At 57.3% G+C, this 19094-nt stretch carries 15 protein-coding genes, 1 tRNA gene and 1 pseudogene; 3 read left to right on the top strand and 14 right to left on the bottom strand.

Going from position 1 to position 19094, the window contains the following annotated elements; translation table 11 throughout:
• Positions 1–14: 14 nt before the first annotated feature.
• The 3 genes from ku to VSP_RS43050 form a co-directional block, all read right to left on the bottom strand.
• Entirely contained in the window at positions 15–908 is an 894-nt protein-coding gene (gene ku, locus VSP_RS13985) for a non-homologous end joining protein Ku (RefSeq protein ID WP_009961339.1), read from the bottom strand.
• Between the two features lie 20 nt (positions 909–928).
• Complete coding sequence (locus tag VSP_RS13980; protein WP_009961338.1) at positions 929–1513, bottom strand: SGNH/GDSL hydrolase family protein; 585 nt, start codon at positions 1511–1513, stop codon at positions 929–931.
• A 143-nt stretch (positions 1514–1656) separates the two neighbouring features.
• Positions 1657–2028 carry a hypothetical protein gene (locus VSP_RS43050; protein ID WP_009961336.1) on the bottom strand — a complete coding sequence of 124 codons (372 nt, stop codon included), beginning with the start codon at positions 2026–2028 and terminating at the stop codon, positions 1657–1659.
• A 200-nt stretch (positions 2029–2228) separates the two neighbouring features.
• Between VSP_RS43050 and VSP_RS13970 the strand changes: the two genes are divergently transcribed.
• Positions 2229–2303 (top strand) — tRNA-Arg (locus VSP_RS13970).
• A gap of 11 nt (positions 2304–2314) precedes the next feature.
• Here the strand turns inward: VSP_RS13970 and VSP_RS41735 are convergent.
• Positions 2315–2932 (bottom strand): annotated as a pseudogene (locus VSP_RS41735) (DDE-type integrase/transposase/recombinase); the annotation flags it as partial.
• A 520-nt stretch (positions 2933–3452) separates the two neighbouring features.
• Positions 3453–4627 (bottom strand): IS3-like element ISVsp13 family transposase gene (locus VSP_RS35365; RefSeq protein WP_086010718.1). Its coding sequence is split into 2 segments (ribosomal slippage): positions 3453–4351 and positions 4351–4627, totalling 1176 coding nucleotides; the frame shifts between segments, so codons are not numbered across the junction.
• Between VSP_RS35365 and VSP_RS42260 the strand changes: the two genes are divergently transcribed.
• A complete protein-coding gene (locus tag VSP_RS42260) occupies positions 4517–5401 on the top strand; it encodes a response regulator transcription factor (protein ID WP_157210896.1) in 885 nt (294 codons plus the stop codon). The genes VSP_RS35365 and VSP_RS42260 overlap by 111 nt on opposite strands.
• 404 nt (positions 5402–5805) lie before the next feature.
• Positions 5806–6219, top strand: a complete 414-nt coding sequence (locus VSP_RS13945) for a response regulator (protein ID WP_009961331.1) — start codon at positions 5806–5808, stop codon at positions 6217–6219.
• A gap of 147 nt (positions 6220–6366) precedes the next feature.
• On the opposite strand, the gene VSP_RS39400 is transcribed toward VSP_RS13945, so the two are convergent.
• From VSP_RS39400 to VSP_RS13900, 9 genes are all read right to left on the bottom strand, one after another.
• Positions 6367–7041, bottom strand: coding sequence for a response regulator (locus VSP_RS39400; protein WP_009961330.1), 675 nt, complete (start codon positions 7039–7041; stop codon positions 6367–6369).
• A 319-nt stretch (positions 7042–7360) separates the two neighbouring features.
• Complete coding sequence (locus VSP_RS13935) at positions 7361–7789, bottom strand: ATP-binding protein (RefSeq protein ID WP_009961329.1); 429 nt, start codon at positions 7787–7789, stop codon at positions 7361–7363.
• A gap of 607 nt (positions 7790–8396) precedes the next feature.
• Positions 8397–8780, bottom strand: coding sequence for a hypothetical protein (locus VSP_RS13930; RefSeq protein WP_156345712.1), 384 nt, complete (start codon positions 8778–8780; stop codon positions 8397–8399).
• Positions 8781–8869: 89 nt separating this feature from the next.
• Complete coding sequence (locus VSP_RS39395) at positions 8870–10495, bottom strand: glycosyltransferase family 2 protein (RefSeq protein ID WP_081452542.1); 1626 nt, start codon at positions 10493–10495, stop codon at positions 8870–8872.
• Positions 10489–13029, bottom strand: a complete 2541-nt coding sequence (locus VSP_RS39390; RefSeq protein WP_009961325.1) for a glycosyltransferase family 2 protein — start codon at positions 13027–13029, stop codon at positions 10489–10491. The genes VSP_RS39395 and VSP_RS39390 overlap by 7 nt, the downstream gene beginning before the upstream one ends.
• 92 nt (positions 13030–13121) lie before the next feature.
• Positions 13122–14612, bottom strand: a complete 1491-nt coding sequence (locus VSP_RS13915; protein ID WP_009961324.1) for a glycosyltransferase family 2 protein — start codon at positions 14610–14612, stop codon at positions 13122–13124.
• Between the two features lie 30 nt (positions 14613–14642).
• Positions 14643–16118 (bottom strand): glycosyltransferase family A protein, encoded by a 1476-nt coding sequence (locus VSP_RS13910; RefSeq protein WP_009961323.1) that lies wholly within the window; start codon positions 16116–16118, stop codon positions 14643–14645.
• A gap of 21 nt (positions 16119–16139) precedes the next feature.
• Entirely contained in the window at positions 16140–17576 is a 1437-nt protein-coding gene (locus tag VSP_RS13905) for a glycosyltransferase family 2 protein (RefSeq protein ID WP_157210894.1), read from the bottom strand.
• A 24-nt stretch (positions 17577–17600) separates the two neighbouring features.
• A complete protein-coding gene (locus tag VSP_RS13900; RefSeq protein ID WP_157210893.1) occupies positions 17601–19088 on the bottom strand; it encodes a glycosyltransferase family 2 protein in 1488 nt (495 codons plus the stop codon).
• Positions 19089–19094 lie beyond the last annotated feature (6 nt).

The raw sequence follows: 19094 nt of genomic DNA, 5'->3' as shown, positions 1-19094 counted from the left end.
CGGGTCGAGTCAAATCAGGCGGCTTTCTTCGCACGGGAGGTTTTCTTCCTCGAACTCGCCCCGCCTGAAGTCCGCTTCTTCCCCGCCGCCTTTTTCGCCTTGGCAGCAGGTCTCCGTTTGCCACCGCTGGAGGTCCCGCCCTTGGGCCTGAGACTTTGCTCTAGCACGGCCACCAGATCCACCACGTTTGGAGGATGCTTTCGCGACGGTGCCTTGCCCACCGACTTGCCGCCATGAGCGATCTTGTCCTCGATCATCTCCTCCAGAGCTTCCCGATAGTCGTCCTTGATCCTGTCCGGATCCCACTTTTCGGTCATCGAGTCCACAAGAGACCGGGCCATGTCGCTCTCTTTTTTGCTGATTTTGGCCTCGCGGGGCTTTTTGAACTCATCCACGTCCCTGAGTTCATCAGGGAAGTGCATGAGTTCCAGCATTAACCCCTCATCCTGCGGCTTCACTGCCGCCAAATGCTGCCGCGTCTTGATCACCACCTTGGCAATGCCAATCTTGCCAGAACCCTCCAGGGCCTCCCGCAACAGCACATAGGCACGATCCCCGCCCTTCTGCGGCTCCATGTAGTACGGTTTGTGAAAGAAAAGCGGGCTCACCTCCTCCAGATTCACGAAGGACTGGATGTCCACTGTCTGGGTCGCTTCCACGTCCACGCGCTTGAAGTCATCCTCCTTGATGACCACATATTTCCCTTTTTCATACTCATAGCCTTTTACGATCTGGTCCCAAGGCACCTCTTTGCCGTCGGTTTGCGCCACGCGCTTGTAGTTCACCGGACTCAAATCCCTCGATCGCAACAGGTGGAATCGTAGTTCTTCGCGGTGAGTGGCCGGATAGAGAGCGATGGGAATGTTCACCAGTCCGAAGCTGATGGATCCCTTCCAGATGGCACGCATGGCGGACGGAGCGACAAGGGTTAACGACAAGGGCAGACGATGACCACGGCCACCCGCCCATTACCGGATCGGGCCAATCCGGAAACTGGATGCTTCGGCATGCCGAATCGCAGACGGCGTGATCTCAACCCAGCCGTGCTGCCGTCGGCCATCACTGTCCCGCTGCCGTCTGGGCGGGTCACCGTATCGTACGCGAACTTGGCCAGCATCTCGTGCCCCTTGGCAGTGGGGTGCAGGCCATCAGCCGAGAACAGATGGCGGTCATCGTTGGCACCGGTGCTCACGTCTGCAAATCCATATTTGCCGGGATCGACCGCCACTTCCGAGAACTTCGCGTGGAGATCCAGTTGGATGATCTGGAGTTCCGGCCAAGCCACCTGTAGTCTGGCAATGGCGGCATCCATCTCACGATTGTGGGCATTGATCGCCTTGGAAACCGACCTGAGCACAGTGGGAGCCTCCGCACCGCCGAGCAGGGTGACTTTGGCCACGAGCGAAGGAGTCTTGCCGACATCGAAAAGATTGCCCCACAGCACCTGTCTTACCCCCGCCTTGGCCAAGGCGGTCACCTGCGCTTCGGTACTCTTGGCCAGCTCTTCACCCACAGCGTCCAGAGGGGCCCATCAGCTGAGAATCTGATCCGGAGAGATGCAGGCCCGCATCAGGTCATTGGCCCCGATCACCACCACGTGCAGAGCCTCAGTCTTGGGTCCTCCGGAATTAAACTGGGCATTGAGGTACCGCCGCGTCACCCGTTGGGTGAGGTTTTGTCCCTTGTTGCGGTCGCTGCTGTTCTTCGCCGTGTACTCCGTGGTAGCGCCACCCACAGCGTAGTTGGACCCCCATAAAAGAAGGACATGCCGGAGGGCTTGATCTCCGCAGCATTCAACATGCTGGGTCCGGCAAGTTGAGCCACCCAGTCCAGCTTGAACTTGAGATCCGGCTTCCGGGTCTCCACCATGCGGTTTCCCATGTCTGTCAGACTGTCTCCAAAGGCAACCACCTCCCGCGACTCCGCCCAAACGACCGATCCCCAGAGGACCGTGCTGGCAAAGCAGCCGAGGACAAATCCAAATGAACGACGAGAAAGGTTGGCGGTGCGGGCAATCCGGGAAGTCATGGCACGGCAAATGACGACAGTGGCCCCCTCACGGTTACCAGAAATTGACCAACGCTCTCCTCCCACCCCGTGCCGGTCACCCCACTAGCCCTCCCCTTTCGCCTTCAAACTGAACTCCGCACGAAACATCGCTTGCAAACTTGCCGCCTCTCACGTACAAATTGCTCCCCTGTCCTCCGCTCTGCGGGTAGAGACGATTTGCACCCATAGTTCAACGGATAGAACAGCGGTTTCCGGAACCGCCGATGCAGGTTCGATTCCTGCTGGGTGCACCACGGCAATCCACTCAGCGTGAGGCGTTTGATGTGATGATTTGCATCTGTAAGCTGCGTGGTGGCTCCCGTTCTCCTGACAGCGTTGCTGGAAGTTTACCCAAGTTTCGCAGCTGTGAATGGCACCAGGCCTCGTGGCAGTGCCACGTGTTGTAACGCTCAAACCACCGGGTCAGTCCGCGCTCAAGCTTAAGAAGGGTGGCATGTTCGCGAATGTAGATCTCCTCGTACTTCACGCTCCGCAACAAGCGCTCGATGAACGTGTGGTCCACCTCACTGCCCTTTACCGTCCATGCAGATGCGAGCTAGCAGGCTCTTCCTGCCGTCCGGTCCATTGCTCACTGGTAAATTGGCCGTGTTGTTCGGTGTTGAAGAACTCCGGCCTGCTCGCTGTCTCGCTCACCGCAATCTCCAGCACCTCAAGACACAGGTTCACATCAATCGTGTTGCTCACCCACCGCCCCAACACTTTGCGCGTGTGCCAATCCATCACCGAATTCAGGTAAACCTGGCCTCGTGCCATTGGCACATTGGTGATGTCGGCGCAACACGATGGGTGGGGACGCCCCCCAACAAGTGCGGGTAAATGCGTGCCCATCTCCAGACTGGCTCGTGCGCGGACAACAGTTAATCCGGCTTCAGCACTGGTCCGATTTCCAGCCCTCTCTGACGTACAGGAGCGACGGTGTAGAAAAACACAGGGGAAAATCGCTGCCCGACTAAAACCGGGGACTAAAAGCTCCCTTTGACGGCATATTATTTCAAAAGTTTCATTTTTTCCGGCCATAGACATATGCAAAATCGAATATCGGCTACCTGACTCCTACATGAATTCCAACACTCCAGCGTCTGAAGAGGCGCTTTGTGCCCTTCCTCAAACACAAAAGCTTCTCATCGTAGATGACCATCCCACTGAGGTGGACCCCGTTCTTCGGCCAGAGTTGCTGGAAGTTAAGCTATGGTGGGCTGGCTGTTCATTGGGTTAGTTTGGTTCTGTCTTGATGTCAACTTCCTCATTGCACTTCCGACCGATGGGGTTGTGTAACGAAAGGCTCGGAGCGAAGCGGAGAGCCTGAAGTGCAACAACCCCTTCGGTCGGACCGCCGCCCCTGGGGGGCATCCAAGCGGGCTCTGGAAGGCCGCTTGGTGTGTTCATGCGGCAAGAGCCATGGGCATCCTCGGCACTGTCGCAGGCAGCTTCGCAATGCCCTTGTAGGCTTGCTCAGGTGTCTGGTAGCCCAGGGCCTCGTGGGGACGCCATGTGTTGTAGCGCTCAAACCACCGGGCCAGCCCCCGCTCAAGCTCAAGGATGGTGCCATGTTCGCGTATGTAGATTTCCTCGTACTTCACGCTCCGCCACAGCCGTTCGATGAACACGTTGTCCATCCACCGCCCTTTGCCGTCCATGCTGATGCGCGCTCCCAGCTCTTCAATCCGCCCGGTCCATTGCTCACAGGTAAACTGGCTGCCCTGGTCGGTGTTGAAGATCTCCGGCCTGCTCCCTGTCTCCCTCACCGCCATCTCCAGCGCCTCAAGACACAGGTTCACATCCATCGTGTTGCTCACCTGCCACCCCAGCACTTTGCGCGTGTGCCAGTCCATCACTGCACACAGATAGGCGTGGCCTCGCGCCATGGGCACATAGGTGATGTCGGCGCACCACACCTGGTCGGGACGCTCCACGGCCATCTCCCGCAGCAAGTACGGATAAATGCGGTGCCCGTCTCCAGGCTGGCTCGTGCGCGGACGACAGTAGATGGCCTCCAGCCCCATCTGACGTCGCAGCCGCTGCAAGCGCTTGCGGTTGGCCTTGAAGCCGTGGTCGCGCTCCAGCACCTTCACCAGGCGACGGGTCCCCAGGCACGGATCCTTGAGGTAGAGCTCATCAAGCAACCTCATGATTCGGCGGTCTTCACCGCTCTCAGGCACCGCCTCATAGGCTAGCATCGAGCGGCACACCCCCAGCAGTTCACACTGGCTTCTCATGCTCAAAACGGGGTGTTCTTTTTCGACCAGCCCGGCAGGTCGTTCCAGATGCCGAGCTGTTTGGACTTTTTTTGCAGAAAGTCCACTTTCACGGCCAGCTCCCCGATCTTGGAGTGCAACTGGGCCCGTTCGCGCTCGTGCTCCTCCTGGTCGGCACGGCCATGGTCCTGACCAAAGACCCCGGCCATCCCAGCCTGGAGCGTCTTCTTCCAGTCAGAGACCTGCACAGGATGGATGTCGTACTCCTTGGCAATCTCGGCAATGGTCTTGAGGCCTTTGAGCGCTTCGAGCGCCACTCGGGCCTTGAATTCGGGGTCGTGTCTTCTACGTTTGGCTTTCATTTTCGAGTTTCAGGTTCTGGTTTACTCCAGCCCTGCCCAACTCCAAAACTCCAACTTCAGCACTGGTCCGATTTCCGGGGTCCACCTCACACTTTCCGGAGCGGTGTTGCAGCGATCGTGCGGAGAGTTGGAGAACTGATCATTTGTGGCCAGAGTGGAAATGCACGGGAAGCGATGGACGCTTTCCGCGCCACCCGACCAGACGTCGTCGTGGTAGATGTTTGCCTGCCTGACCTCAATGGCATTGAATTGACCCGACAGATGTGCCAAGAGCGTCCGGAGGTACGGGTGCTGATTCTTTCCCAGCATGAAAATCCCCTCTACGCTGCCAAAGCCCTGCGGGCCGGAGCTCGCGGTTATCTCCGCAAGGATGATGGCCTTGCCGAGCTTGCTCTGGCGTTGAGAAGAGTGAGCCGGAACCGGGTGTACATTAGCAAGAGCTTCCAAAGCCACGTGCTCCTGGACTCCATGGCAAGGAATGAATCACATCCCGAGAATCTACTCGAATGCCTCTCCCCCAGAGAGAAAGAGGTCTTCTATTGCGTGGGACGGGGACTGCCCCCCAAGGACATAGCCCAGCAACTTCGCATGGGGCTAAAGACGGTAGAAACGCATCGCATCAGCATCAAGAAAAAGCTCAATATTCCCAGCTCGACAGAAGTCAATAGACTGGCCAAAGACTGGTTCACGCTTGAGGAATCCACACAGGTCGAAACCCACCCTCAAAACGAGCTTGGATTCGTGCTCCCGGTCACTACCACAGATCCTGCATAAAATTTAGCAGGGGCATTGCACACGTCTCCTCTGCCACCATACCGTCGATGCTCCATCTCGGGCACTTGCAGAGGCTCTTCCGCAGTCGAGGTATGTGGAAATCGCAACAGGAAGCCCCCATGCCAGTTCCCCCATTTCATTGAACTGAAGGCGCAAAGTTGAGGTGGTCCGTCTTGATCAAGCTGACTTCATTCCTCCCCAGCTCCCGCGGACAATGAGGACAATGGTCTCTGCTTACATCCTACACCTCCATCGATTGCGAATAGGGCAAGATCTTTTCTGTCGTTGATTTCCCGCTCTGACGCTCCTTGTTGGGGATGTTCGTCACCCTTCAGCACGGCTTTGGTCTTCGACGCGTGATCTGTGGTTAAAGCGTCACCCCTTGACATTCACACCCACGTAGCATGTCCCGTCTTCCAGTCGATCCCCCAACGCCGCCCCGGAGCTTGCGTGTTGTTGTGGTTGAGAACCATGAGGGCACCCTGCTCGCCCTCTCCCGCTATTTGAGGTCGCGTGGCCACCAGGTGCAGTGTGCCACCACCATCCAGGAAGCTCTAGAAGTTCTGCCCGGCAGCAATTGCCATCTCATTATCTCGGACATTGGTCTGCCCGATGGGGACGGCAGGGAAATGCTCCTCCAACTCAACCCAGCCCGAGAAGTTTACGCAGTGGCTATGAGCGGTTACTATTCGGGTGCAGATCGAGAGCGAAGCATTGCAGCCGGTTTCCATCGTCATTTGGCAAAACCTTTCACACCAAACGACATCAACGAGGTGTTGGACGCCGCTTGGGCCCACCACAAGTCGTTTGCCTCTTGAAAGAAACCAACCGTTCCTTTTTATTCACTGCGCTCACGAGATGACGCCTGACAAACCAAATGCCCCGCCAGATCCGTCGTTGGGCAACATCTGTGTGGACCGCGTGGGTGGAGACCTCCGGCTCCTGTAGCTCCACCTGAACAGGTCTCAAGACGTCAAGACTCGCTCCCGCCATTCCACGGCGAAGTTCACAAGTTCCTCGGCCGTGTGGAGGTCCAGCCGTGCCATGATATTGGCACGATGGGTCTCAATGGTCTTGATGCCAAGCCCTAGTCGTTCGGCAATCCGCTTGGTGCCATACCCTCTGGAGAGCCACTGGAACACCTCCATCTCACGATCAGTGAGGGTAGAGAGTGGATTGGGATTGAAGCTGGCAAAGCGTTCAGGGTGTTCCAAGCCGTGCAGCAGGTGAGCGACCAACCTGGGAGGCAGGAAATACTCGCGCCTCAGTGTCTGCGTCACCGCCATCTGAAGATAGGTCGCGATATCGTCCTTTACCAGATAACCATAGGCCCCTGCTCTCAGAGCCTCCAGGCCAAAAAAAACCTCATCATGTGCAGTCAGCACCAGTACTACGGTCAGGGGCGAAACAGAAGTGATCTCAGGGATGAGACTGATGCCATTACGATCCGGAAGATTTACCTCCACAATGGCAAGCTCTGGCGTAAGGCTGCGCACGGCCTCCAGTCCGGTGGCAGCATCGCCCGCCTCTCCACAAACCCTCACGTTAGCCAGGACATTGATCCGCTGCCCGAGATCTGTGCGAAAACCCGTGTCGTTGTCGATCAACAGAACACGCGCCCGGGCATCTGGTTCAGGCATGGAGGCGGATGTCAAAGGGATCTATTATCAGGAGTTGCAAGAGGGGTACCCCTCCTTGGCGGGAACATCTTATTTTTCGAGGAGAATGCCGACCAAAGCCATCTCCCCGATCCATAATTCAGGTGCAACCCTTACCTTTTTTCCTTTCACGTGTCGGGTTAGAAGGCAACGCCGTTCCCTTCGGCACGTCAGGGTGCAGAAGTGACCCAGGTGGCTTTCAAAAGCCCGACCCAGCCTCCATTGGGAGTTACCAGCACCCGGCGGCACCGCTGAACGACCAATGCATGGATACCAGCCCCCCGTTGCGCAGAGCCTCCGTTTATTCCCTGAACTTGCCATCAGGCCATGCTTGATCACATGCTGAAGGCAGGTTCAACTGGAGACAGGAGCCAAACCCTTCACTGCTGTACTCTTCAAGCTGCAATCTAACATAGGAACCCGGCTCCAATCGCGCCGCTGTGTGTGGGTTGTCATCCACAGTCACGTTCTCTGCCCTCAGCACGAGAACGCCACCGCTTCTCATGGCATCTTGAGCATGGGTGCACAGTTGGATCAACTGCTCATACAAAAGGCCCGGATCCCTCAGAACAGGATTCAGATCCAGAGGAGCCTCAATCCGCATTTCAACCCGATTTTTCTGGCCTGTCAGGAGTTTCTGAATCGCTTCCATCACGGGCAACAAGTCCGTTTTCACATTCACACTGCCCACGGTGCCGTCGCGCTCGCCGCATCCCGATGATTCGGTCATTCGCAAGCCATCGGTTTCTGGTTGAGTGCACATATTCAGGCTCACGAAGCGACCACGTTCTCACGCCAGATTGCTCCGTAAGCAAGGTATGCTCCTTAGTCAAATGGCGGATCAAGTCTCCACACCTGGCGCAGGACAACTTCGCACGATCAGCAGTCAGCTCGCCATACCTTCCTCCGCAGAGTCCTGGCAGAATGACGGACCGGCTGCTTGCCTCAGTTGAAGTTTCAACTATGCCATCACGTTCGCTCATCTTCTCTGTAAGGTCACACAGTTGGCGGGATCACATTGAGCACAATGATTCACACCCGCAGGCTCCTACTGACCGCCTTGACCGGGAGCCTGCTGCTGATGATGGTGTGTGGTCTCTACGCTCTGTGGGAGAGACCAGTCCTCGTACTGAGCGCCGCACCTGACCGATTTCGCGCCAGCAAAACTCCCACCGATTAACAAAGGGGTGGCACCTCTGGCTCTCTGCGATTGTTGCGGCCATTACCACCTCCACCCTGGCGGTTCTACGGGCATCTCACTGGCTGGCAAGGTTGGTGGATCATCCCAGCATCAACTCCGCAAACAAGATGTGAGCCTGGCTGGTAAGCCGACGGCACTAGCCCTTGTATCCTGTTGCACCGAAGAGCAGTTCCAGTAACTCCTCCACCACCTCTCCCACCCGATCCATGGAGACTTCGCCAAGTGGGAGGACCACGGTGGATTCACCAGCTGGAGCGGGAGGAATCAACTGGAAATGGATGGCTTCCGCCTGGCGATCCCCACTCACGCGGATTTCGAACGCTAAAAGCAGGACCTGATCATAGAATTCCAATTTGCCGATAAAAACCCGTCCCGTCTCGATCGTCTCGGCTACCCACAACTTGCACCATCGCACCAGGATCTCAGGAGAGTGCAACTGCTCGGCTGCGATCTCGAGAACCTCGCATACCATTGCGACGCCCTGCGTCATGTCGGACGGATGCTTCAGATGGTCTTTCATGAGGTGGGTCAGTTGGATACACATCGCTCTCCTCCGTCAATTTTGGCAGGAGAATGCCATTGGGCTCCATCAACGTTATCAGAGTCCGGCTAACCTTTTCGCGGTGTCAGGTTGTCTTTGACAGCCTTCGTACGGGCATCAATTTTTCCGATCTTCTCTCCAATGGCTTTGACCTTGCTGTTGAGGTTGTGTTGTTTTTCTCCCAGCCAACGCATCGTCGCCGCCTGTGCCAGCACATGCCCGAGCCCCTGTCGGCCCGCGCGAAGGTCCTCTCTGAGGGCTTCGTTGATCAATCTGCCTTCATAAAATTTATGGTGCCGCATTTCCGCAACCTGTGAGTTGGACTCAGTTGCGTCCACATGGTGCGGGCGGAAGTGGTAGAAAGTCAGCACCTCAGGCAGGACGACAATCTCAAAGTTCTGGACAAAACGTAGATTGAAGTGCCAGTCCTCCAAAACCGGGTAGTCCTCTGGATAGCCACCGATCTCCCCGATCACCTCGCGCTCGTATAAAAACGCATGCGTGCAGAAACAGTTGACCATGGAAAGTTTGGCCAAGGTCACGTTGTAAAGGTCATCATTCAATGGGCGCTCTCCCACCTTTCGAAGCCCGTCTTCTACCGAAGTCTCTTCAATGCAGGTGGTTCGACACACCACACCGCGCACAGAAGGGTGCGGCTTGTGATCCACCAGCTCAGCAACCATTTTCGAGAGAAAGTCAGGAGCCCAAGTGTCATCATCGTCCAACAAGGTGATCAACGGGCTTGCGCCGGCCCGAATCCCTGCATTGATCGGAATGCCCCTCATCCGGGCCTGGTTGCTGCGGAAGGGAACGTACGTGACGCGATTGCGAAGGGCGCCCCTGTGCTTCTCCAGCAGTTCCTGCACCTCCGTCGTTTTCCCGCCATCAACAATCACCCAGGTCCAATTTTCATACGTCTGATCCAGGATGCTCATCAATGCACGCTCCAGGAGCACTGGCCTTTGGAATGTGCGTGTGATGATGTCCACACCCGGCTGTGTCCGTGCCGCTTGAGGTTCCTGAACTGCGCCAGCCGGCGAATTTGCTGCCCCCGTGGGAGGGCAAAGCCTGGCCACATCCATGGCCGCGGCAACGAGAAAAAGGGGTTCCGCATGCACCGGAAACGTTTCAGCCACAGCGGCCTCATGGGCTGCCCCTCTTTCCACACCACGCCCGCCTTCCTCCCAAAGCTTGAGGAATTCTGGATGACTGGTGTCAAAGACGGTGGTTCCTGGAAACTTCGTGCCCGGAGCCACCGACTCGACCCGCGCAGCCATCTTGTCTCCGCCTTCTTCGGGCACGGCGATGTGAAAGCCCCCCGCCACACCAGGCACGCCACGTCGTTCCACCTCGCACACCAGCGTGGAGAAAGCATGCTCGTAGGGATAGACCCCGGGACGAACCAGTGCGACAAAGCGACAACTTGCGATCTCCCTCACGTCAGGGCAGTCCTGAAGGCTGGCTGTCAATTCATGCAGTGCCAGGCGTGTCCCCCCCCCGGGGAAATGCTTCCCGAAGAGCTCTCTTACGCGTTCAAATGACGAGCCATCAGCACCAATGACCACTTCGTCAATATCATACAGGCTGCCAGAGAGAGCAAACAGAGTCCGGTCGAGGAGCTTTATGCCCGCTTTGGTATCTGACACCGGCCAGACGACGATGGAAAGCTTGTGGTGGGGTGATCTAGCTACCATCGTCTTGCAGCGAAAGTGAAATGGTTTTTGAAATCGATTCTGGCATGAGGCGTATGTTTGGGCACGTCCTCCAGTTCGGGCAGATCGCCAGTGTGGGCGTAGTGACCGGCCTCGACGAGCTTACGCTCGCAATCCAGCTGGAACCTGCCTGCCTGCCACTTCGCAGCCAGGACACGCCCGGACTCAAACATCCACCTCAACGAGGCGGGGTTGGGTTCCCTGCTTTGCACATGATGCAAGAAAAGCGCTTCGGGATCTACGATGCATCGGTGGCCCAGCTCCCACACCCGCCAGGAGAGATCCACGTCTTCACAGTACATGAAGAACCTCTCGTCAAAGCCTCCAGTGGCCTCGTAGAGATGCTTTGAAATCAAGAGACAGGCAGCACTGCACCAGTTGGTGTCATGACTTGCAGCGTTGTAGTCCTTCGGGTGCTCTGCAGGAAACTGCAACCCCTCTACCAAAGCCTCGCCTTTCAACGTGGCAATGGTTCGATAGAAACTCGCCAGTGCCTCAGGATGAATATGACCGTCGGGATTCAAGCACAGATAGTGCGTGCCGTGTTGCAACTGGAACGCATTCCTCATGAGGAAGTTGTGTCCCGCGCCAAAACCGATGTTCGAAGGCGTGGGATGGAAGAAGACATTCAATCGTGCACGATCTGCGAGCTCCTCAACATCCGCCGAATTCCATTCATGGGAGTTGTCCGTAAGAACAACCAGCGGGGGCAGGTGCCCTTCTGCTTGCGCCTGTTCCACCGCCTTCCGCAGACTGGCAAACAAGTGAGCCAGCTCCTCTCTCTCCGTATGAAACAGAATGACCCCGACGACAATCTGCGTTGAGCCCAAGACCTTGACACCATTCGGGGATGCCAGCCTATTGGGTACTGAGATGGGGAGCGGACGAAGCGGCACCGAGTCAGCCAGGAAGTAATCGCGAAGCCATCGTCCACCAAATCGGGGATGCGCCTCAGGAAGCTTCCCTTCGTTCAGCATCATTTCATAGATTGCCCAAGGGGGCTCGGTCTCTGTAGCCACCTCGGGGTTCTTTTTGCGGAAGTGTTGGGGATCAAACAAGGGATGGAGAGACCAGTCCTTGTGCCATCCCTCCTCTTGGTAGTGCTTCAGCGCGTCACTTGCGGATGCAAAGACCCGGCCAGCCGCCTTGGAGTAGTGCTTGAGATCTGGCTTCAACCTTCGCTTGACGGGGGGCTTCTTGCTGTGCCCTACAGCCTTGCGAACCTTGCCGATCAATTGCACGAGCCCAGGCACTGTCTCACTGGAGGTTCTCCAGTTCCTGTACCACCGGGGGGAAATGCGCTGAAGCAAATGCGCCCCTTTCTCGGCGGCGTCCAAGTGAAGGGCGTTTGCCTTCTCGTGATTGGCCTCGGCCAAAGCGGTGGCACCCGATGCTCCGATGAGCTCGATCGCCGCACGGGAAGGATGTTTGGCAGACCGGTCCGCCGCCCCGAGCAGTCTCTGCACGTACGTCTGGACTGCACCCACGACCGATGCCAACGTCTTCTGGCTCTTTTCGAGCTCCCTACGCGTCGCTTGAAGACGTGTCTTGAGCTCATCGCCCTGTTTTCTCGCCCCGTCAGCGGCAGGAGATTCCCAAGGACGTGCCTCTGCGTGAAGGTCACACCCCATCGCCACCAGATCCGCGGTGGTCAGGCATTCGCGCGCCAAAGTATCAAAAAGGGACTTGGTAGCTGGCTTCAGCTTGGCACGATGACGGCTCCAAAGTTCGTTGAGATTGATCCCCTCTCTCTCAGACTGCTCTCGTAGCCGCTTGACGGTGAGCACCGCCCCTGCCTTCTGGATCTCTGCTTTCTCCCTGGTCACCTGCGATTCATGCAGCCTCACATGAACTGACGGATAGGGCAGGAAGACCACAGGCATTTTTTCCTTGGTGGCAACGATACCAAAAAAGGCGCGATCCACCAGGTAGTTGGTCTCCTGCCATACCTCCAGAGAATTGAGGAAACACTGGGTCTTTCCGACCAGACTTGAGAGGTGGTAGGGCGTGTAGATCCAAGACAACATCAACACCTGTTTCCAGTCCAGCAGCACGGGTTTGACTCCATCACTGCCTGCCAGCTCCGTCAGGATGGGAAAGTTGAAGTAGAAGGGCGGTCCGACACTCCTCTCACCTTCGAGCCACAAGCTCGCAGACGCGACATATGCTGCCTCCGGATTTGCTTCCAGCGCCCGGATCGAGCAGGAAACGTGTCCTGGATGCCACCAATCGTCGTCGTGCAGGAACGCCAGCAACGGTGAGGCCACTTGCGAGATGGCAAAGTGTGCGTGGCGGCAAAAGTCGGTGTCTTGGGGAGCCGCAAGGTAGCGTATCGGCAAATCGGAAAACTCACCGACCACCTCAGCGGCCAACCCCTTGGCCCCATTGTCAGAGACCAAAACTTCGCGTAAGCGGCCCGCCAGAACCTGGCCGCGCACAGATTCCAGCGCCGAACGCAGATAATGCGGGCGATCATGTGCCAAAATCAGTACGGTCAGGTCTTCGCAACTTGGCATTGAGGGAGGGATGGGAGGGTGGGGGGTGGATTTGATGAGTCTGCGGCAATCACCGTGTCTTTACTCTGAGATGGGGCATTCTTATGAAGGAGTCATCTGAACTTTGCGAGGATGAGGTGAAAAAAACTCTGCACTCTGGACCTCACCTCCGGCTGGCGCTTTACTTTTGCACCTTGGCGATTTTTAGTTTTTTCCTTCAACCGGGCCAGTTCCAGTTTGGCACGATCCCGTTCCTGGCCCCGCCGTCGGGATTCATCGCGCAAGCTCTGCACTTCTATGGCAAGTCCCCCGGCAAGCTTTCGCAAACCCTGCACCTGGGTGAGCAATGAATGCGCCAGCACATTCTGGCAGGTGCTTCCCTCTTTGGAGGCGGGATCCTGACAAAGCATCATCATTTCTTCCGCAACCATGGCGGCTTGATCCACGCCCTTGATCCCCAGTGACTGACCATTGAGTTCACAACCTGTGGTGGCGACTGGTGGGCTCAAGGCGAAGCCCAACTGCTTCGACCATGCCACCAGTCCAGCACTCGAATCGTCCTGAGGGAGGATGTGAGCACAACCTAGACTGTGGGCGAGGTCTTGAAGGGTCTTCACGTTGTGCTCCTTCTCGGCATCGCCCCAGCCTTCCGTGTGAAACTGCATCATCGCCTTGGCCACCATTCGGTCCCAGGCAATGGGCGGGGCATCTTTCAGGAGACCACATTCACTGATCCGGAGCAGGGTCTCTCCCATCGCAATATGCACGGACCTGACTTCCCCTACCGCAGGATGGTATGGAATCTCTGCATCAGCCTTAAAAGCTCTTTCCAGTTCCCGATTGCCACCGGGATGAAATCCCGCTGCACCCAAACTCAAACCGGAAGTTCCCGGCAACGAAAAGCCGGGGGCACAGTGCAGATAGGAATCCACCTGCGTGGCGACGGCAACCGCCAGGAAATAATCTGGAAACACGGAATGGATCAAGCCACCGGAGACGGCGATGATCTTCTGGAGCACGCTCACATGCACGAAAGAGTGCTGATAGACGACAGGAAGGTCCACCACATCGCACTCTGCGCGGGCCGCTCTACGCAGCCACTCTTCCGAGCGGCGCAGCCTCCCGGCACCCACTGAGTCCAAAGTAACGACCAGGCGGTCGCCCATTCCGTTTTCAAAACTGGGATAAACATAGACGCCCGCTGGCTCACCGTGAAGAACGAGCACTCCGGGATGATCCTCCAACAGCTTGCGCGCGCGAGATACGGCGCTGGGCAACAACGCGTCGTCCGAGCCCAGCACCATCACGAAACCCTCTTGAACCTGGGTGATGGCGAACTCCCAATGCCGCGACACCCCCAGACGTGAAGGCGGTTGGACACAGCTCACTCGTGGATCCCTCTGTGCGAATTCGCGGACGAGCTCCTGCGTCCGGTCATCACTTAAATTGTCGCTCACCAGGATGCGTAGTCCTTGATCCGCCTCACGAACGCATGACTCCAAGGTGTCCTTTAGCGTCTCGCACCTGTTCAAGGTGGGAATGACCACCGTGAAGAGAAAGGCAGATCTCTCCACCTGCTCAGGTTTCTCGTCGAAGCTGGTCATGGTATTCAGGCAGATGCAGCCGGGGCCCCTTTAAATGGCGTCCCCCTCACTCGACGGTTTGCGCATCCTGAATCTGCGAAAGAGACGGCTTGCCAAGCTCTTTGCCCGGACCGGCCTGGAGGTCCTCAATTCACGGATCTGTGATTTCGCCTCCGCCAGCAGCGCCTTTGCACGCTCCCTTTCTGCGGCGCGCCGGTCTGATTCGACACACCGCGTATTGTACTGAGCCCGTAGTGTTCGGTTCCCATCCAGTGAACTGAGAAGCCAGCGGAGGAAGTATTCAGCAGGAAGATTCATGGTAGAAATCGCCCGTCCGTTGATACTCTCTACCCGCGCCTGGAGAAGTGTGTCCGCCAGGTGAGCGGCTTCATGCACGCCCTCCAATTTCATGGGAGTGGTATCCATCTGGACGCTCGCCCCGTCAATGGTGAACTCCAGCAGGGTAAATCCCAAGGTCTGCTTCCAACGAGAGATGTCGCCTAGTTCCAGAGCCCTCTCAATGATGTCGCCACACCCCATGTTCTTGCTGACCCGTTGCAGTGATTCCAGATTCGACTTCTGATCCCTTTCACTCCACTCTCCACGTTGAAAATCCCGGTAGGCAAGCGCAATAAACTTGGTCCAGGGAATGGCTGGCTCACGGGGAAGCACCCCTGCTTCCTGGGCCATCAGGAGGGTCTCTGCAACGTGGATGTGTTCTGCACGCGAGTCGCCCACCAGGGGATGAAAGGCGATGTCTTTCTCCTCAATATTGCTCTCTTCAAAGAACTCCTTGTCACGCTCCCGATCCCCGTGAGCATGTTGGGCGCTGTACCCAATGCTCTTGGCTGACACACCGGGACAGGCGAAGCCCGGATCCACATGCACGTAGTCATCCGTGTAGGCAAGGCAGGCTAGTGTGAGGAAGACAGGTGGCGTCCGACACGGTATCAGACGCCCGGTTTGGGAGCGCACTCGATCCAGAAGGCTGGTGTGCATCCAGGCACAGCCATAGGGATAAGGCAGATCCGTCACCCGGCAGTCCGCATTGAGGAGCTTCGAGAGCCCTTCTCGAGAACTCCTGACTTCCATGCGCTCCCCTTGATCAATTAAGTTGAGCTGTCCGGACTCTTTGCCACCCGCATTGGGGTAGAAGTAGAGGATGCCTGCGGTACTGGAGAGGACCTTCGCGTCAGGGAATCGTTCCAGCGCTTTCCTCGCGCGCTCCATGCAATGCGGCAACAGGGCATCGTCCGCCCCCAGCACCATCACGAAGCCGGGTTGGGCATGGCCAAGGGCAAACTCCCAGTGAGTGGCCTGACCCAGCCGACGGCGCGGACGGACAACCCTCAACCTCGGCTCTAACTTCTGAAAATGAGCAAGCACCTCCGCAGTGTTATCCACGCTCAAGTTGTCACTCACCAGAACCTCAAAGTCATCGCCTCCTTGAATCGTGCAGGATTTCAGGGTGTGGGCCAAGGTCTCGGCCCGGTCCAGGGTGGGTATCACAACAGTAAACATGGACATTGGAGGGGAGTCGTTGAGTGCCTATTTTACCTTTTCCTTCCGCATGCGGTCGATCTGTTCACGGTATTCTCTGCTCTTCGCTTTGGCCTTGTCCCTCTCCTGCGCGCGCCGGGCCGATTCGGCACGGAGTCGCGTGATCAGGTTGGCAGACTCTTGTAGCTCTAATTGCAACTCGAGATTTTTTATTACCACAGAATGAAGCAGTTTGTTTTGGCCTGCGTCGGGGGCCTCGGAGAAACGCCCGAACCGCTGGTCAATCACCCGTGCAATCGCCTTGGCTGGGATGGGCCCTTCCGGGCCCGCGCACTGGAGAATGTCTTCCACGAGCTCAGCCACTTCATCCACCCCACGGATCTGTAGAGGGCGAACATCCAAGGCGAGATCAATGGGATAATGTGGCCAGTTGATCAGCCATTCTGTGGACGCCTCCCAGTCCGAGATAGACCTGAAGGTCCGAGACTGTTGCATTACCTCCACGCAGTCCATGGCTTCCGCCAGCCTGGTAAGAGCAGCGGCGTTTTCAGCCGTTTCTTCCGGGGACCAATCCCAAGAGTGACATTCCACCCAAGCGCGGGCGATGAATTTCTCCCATGCAATGGTCATGTCCGATGGCAGCAGTCCTTTGTCCCGGGCCTGTAGGAGCACCTCACCGACTAAGACGGGGAGGGACCGCGAGTAATTCACCTTCTTGTGCAGTGTAATTTCATTCTCGGCATAGAACTGGTCCTCCAGCTTGCGATCGCCGCGAGGTTGCGTGGTAGCGCTCCCATTGCTTGAGGCCGAGTACCCGCCAAGCCCGAAGCCGGGGTAAACAGACAAGTATGAATCCGTCACCGCCGCCACCGCGACCGCGAGGAACAAATCAGGCATGGGTGAATGAATGAGCCGACCCGTTCTGGAGATGATCCGCTGAAACACGTCCGTCTTCACCCAGCTCTGCTGATAGGGGAACGGCAACTGCGTGATCTCGGCCCTGGCCTCGGCCACCTGGCGAAGCCAGTCACTTGATTGACGAATCTCATGGCCCTGTCGCAGGACCATGAAGAGCTTGCCCGCATTGGGCGACTGGGAATCATCGTAATAGTAGGCTGGACAAGGATAGCTGTGAAGCACCTCGATGCCGGGATGCTCATGAAGAGCTGCACGAGCCCGCTTCATGCAACCTGGCAGCAGTGCATCATCTGACCCCAGCAGCATGGCGTATTGCCCCGCACTCTGATTCATCAGGCAATACTCCCAGTGGGCGGCAAGCGACATCCTATGAGGCGGCTGTTGATACAGGATGCGGGCATCCTTTTTTGCCAGTCCCTCCACCACATCCCGCGTGGCATCGGTGCTGTGGTTGTCGCTGACGACGATCCGGAGATGCTCATCATCCTGAGCCATGCACGAGCGGATGGTCTGCTCCAGGGTGTGGCAGCGATTGCTGGTGGGGATGATAACTGAGAAGAAGGTCATCTTGGTCTTCACTAGGTCACAAGTTCAAACGCCTCTCCGCAGCACACGCTGGATCCAGCCGCCTTTGGGGGTTCGTTGTGAGTCACTCAGACTCACCTTCAAAGCCGCCACCTCCTTGCGCAGGGCTTGTACCTGGGACTTCGCCCGGTCCCTTTCAGCCCCCCGCCGCGTTGATTCAGCCGTTCGTTTGGCTAGCTCCTCCTGGAGCCCGCAGACCATGCGCGCCACGGAGGAGATCCCGCCCAGAACCTCGATCGTGGTGGGGTTGAAACCCGGATCTTCAATAGGGGTGAAGGGCAGATCGGGACCACCACTGGGCTGGAGATCTGCAAGGAGCAGACCGGCGACTTGTGAAGCGCCCAAAACGTCTTTGACGCCCAAGGGCCGCAGATCGAGAGTGAGCAGCGACGGCGGGCGGTAGGTGGGGGCCAGCGCAAAGGGAAGGGCCGATTGCCATGCTGAGGGATCGGGATGTTCAAGCGCCAGCTTCATGATGTGCTCACAATCCAGATGCTGGGATGCCTTCATCAAGTGAGCCAAGTTCGCCTCCCGATCCTGAAGGGTCCAGGCACCGGCGGCCAGTTCGCGGTGGGCATTTGCCACCAGGCGATCCCATCTGACGGGCAACTCCGGCTGTAGAAGCCCGTGCTCCCGCATCGTCAGGAGGGTCTCTGCAACGTGCATGTGCTCAGAACGAGAGTGGCCTATAAAAGGATGAAACGAGACATCTTTGACCTCAATGCCGGTCTCCTCGAAGTACTGCTGATCCTTCCTCCGGTCTCCAGAGGGGCTGTGCACACTGATCCCGATGCTGCTGGCCGAGGCCGCGGGACATCCAAATCCAGGGACGACACAGAGAAACTTTTCACATGCAAGGGCGGCAATGATCGCAAGAAAGACGGGCGGCGTGCGACACGGGATCATAGATCCTGTTTTTGCCTCTACTCCCCGCAAGATCGAAATGTTCATCCAGGCCATGCCGTAAGCAAAGGGGAGATCCAGAACGGAACCCTCTCCTTCCAACAGCCGCCTCAGCCACTCTGCGGACGATCTTGTCTCCAACAGCGGGCTGAGAGAAAGCGTCAGATGCCCGGCGTGGGAGTTGCCCACCTCGGGATAAGTGTACATGGGGGGATACACCCCATGAAAGGCCTGCACCTCCGGATAAAGCGCTGTCAGTGCCCGTACTCTGGACACACTGTCTGGCAGCAGGGCATCATCGGCACCAAGAAGAATGAAAAAGCCCCTCCTGACATGTTTGAGGGCAAACTCCCAATGCCTCGCCTGCCCCAGACGACGGGGTGGCCGCACCACTTCGATTCGTGAGTCCTCACGGGCAAAAGCTTCCGCGATTTCCCCGGACCCATCTTCACTCAAGTTGTCACTGACGATGATTCCGATGTCATCTCCAGACTGGCTGGTGCAGGAGCGAAGGGTCGCAGCAAGCGTATCAACCCGGTTGAGTACCGGGATGACGATGTTGTAGTGAGGATGGGATTGGGGCGCTTCCATGTTCCA

It is taken from the genome of Verrucomicrobium spinosum DSM 4136 = JCM 18804 (assembly GCF_000172155.1).
Classification (GTDB): Bacteria; Verrucomicrobiota; Verrucomicrobiia; order Verrucomicrobiales; family Verrucomicrobiaceae; genus Verrucomicrobium; species Verrucomicrobium spinosum.
The sequence above is the reverse complement of the archived record's forward strand: the minus strand, read 5'-3'. Positions and strand labels throughout refer to the sequence as shown.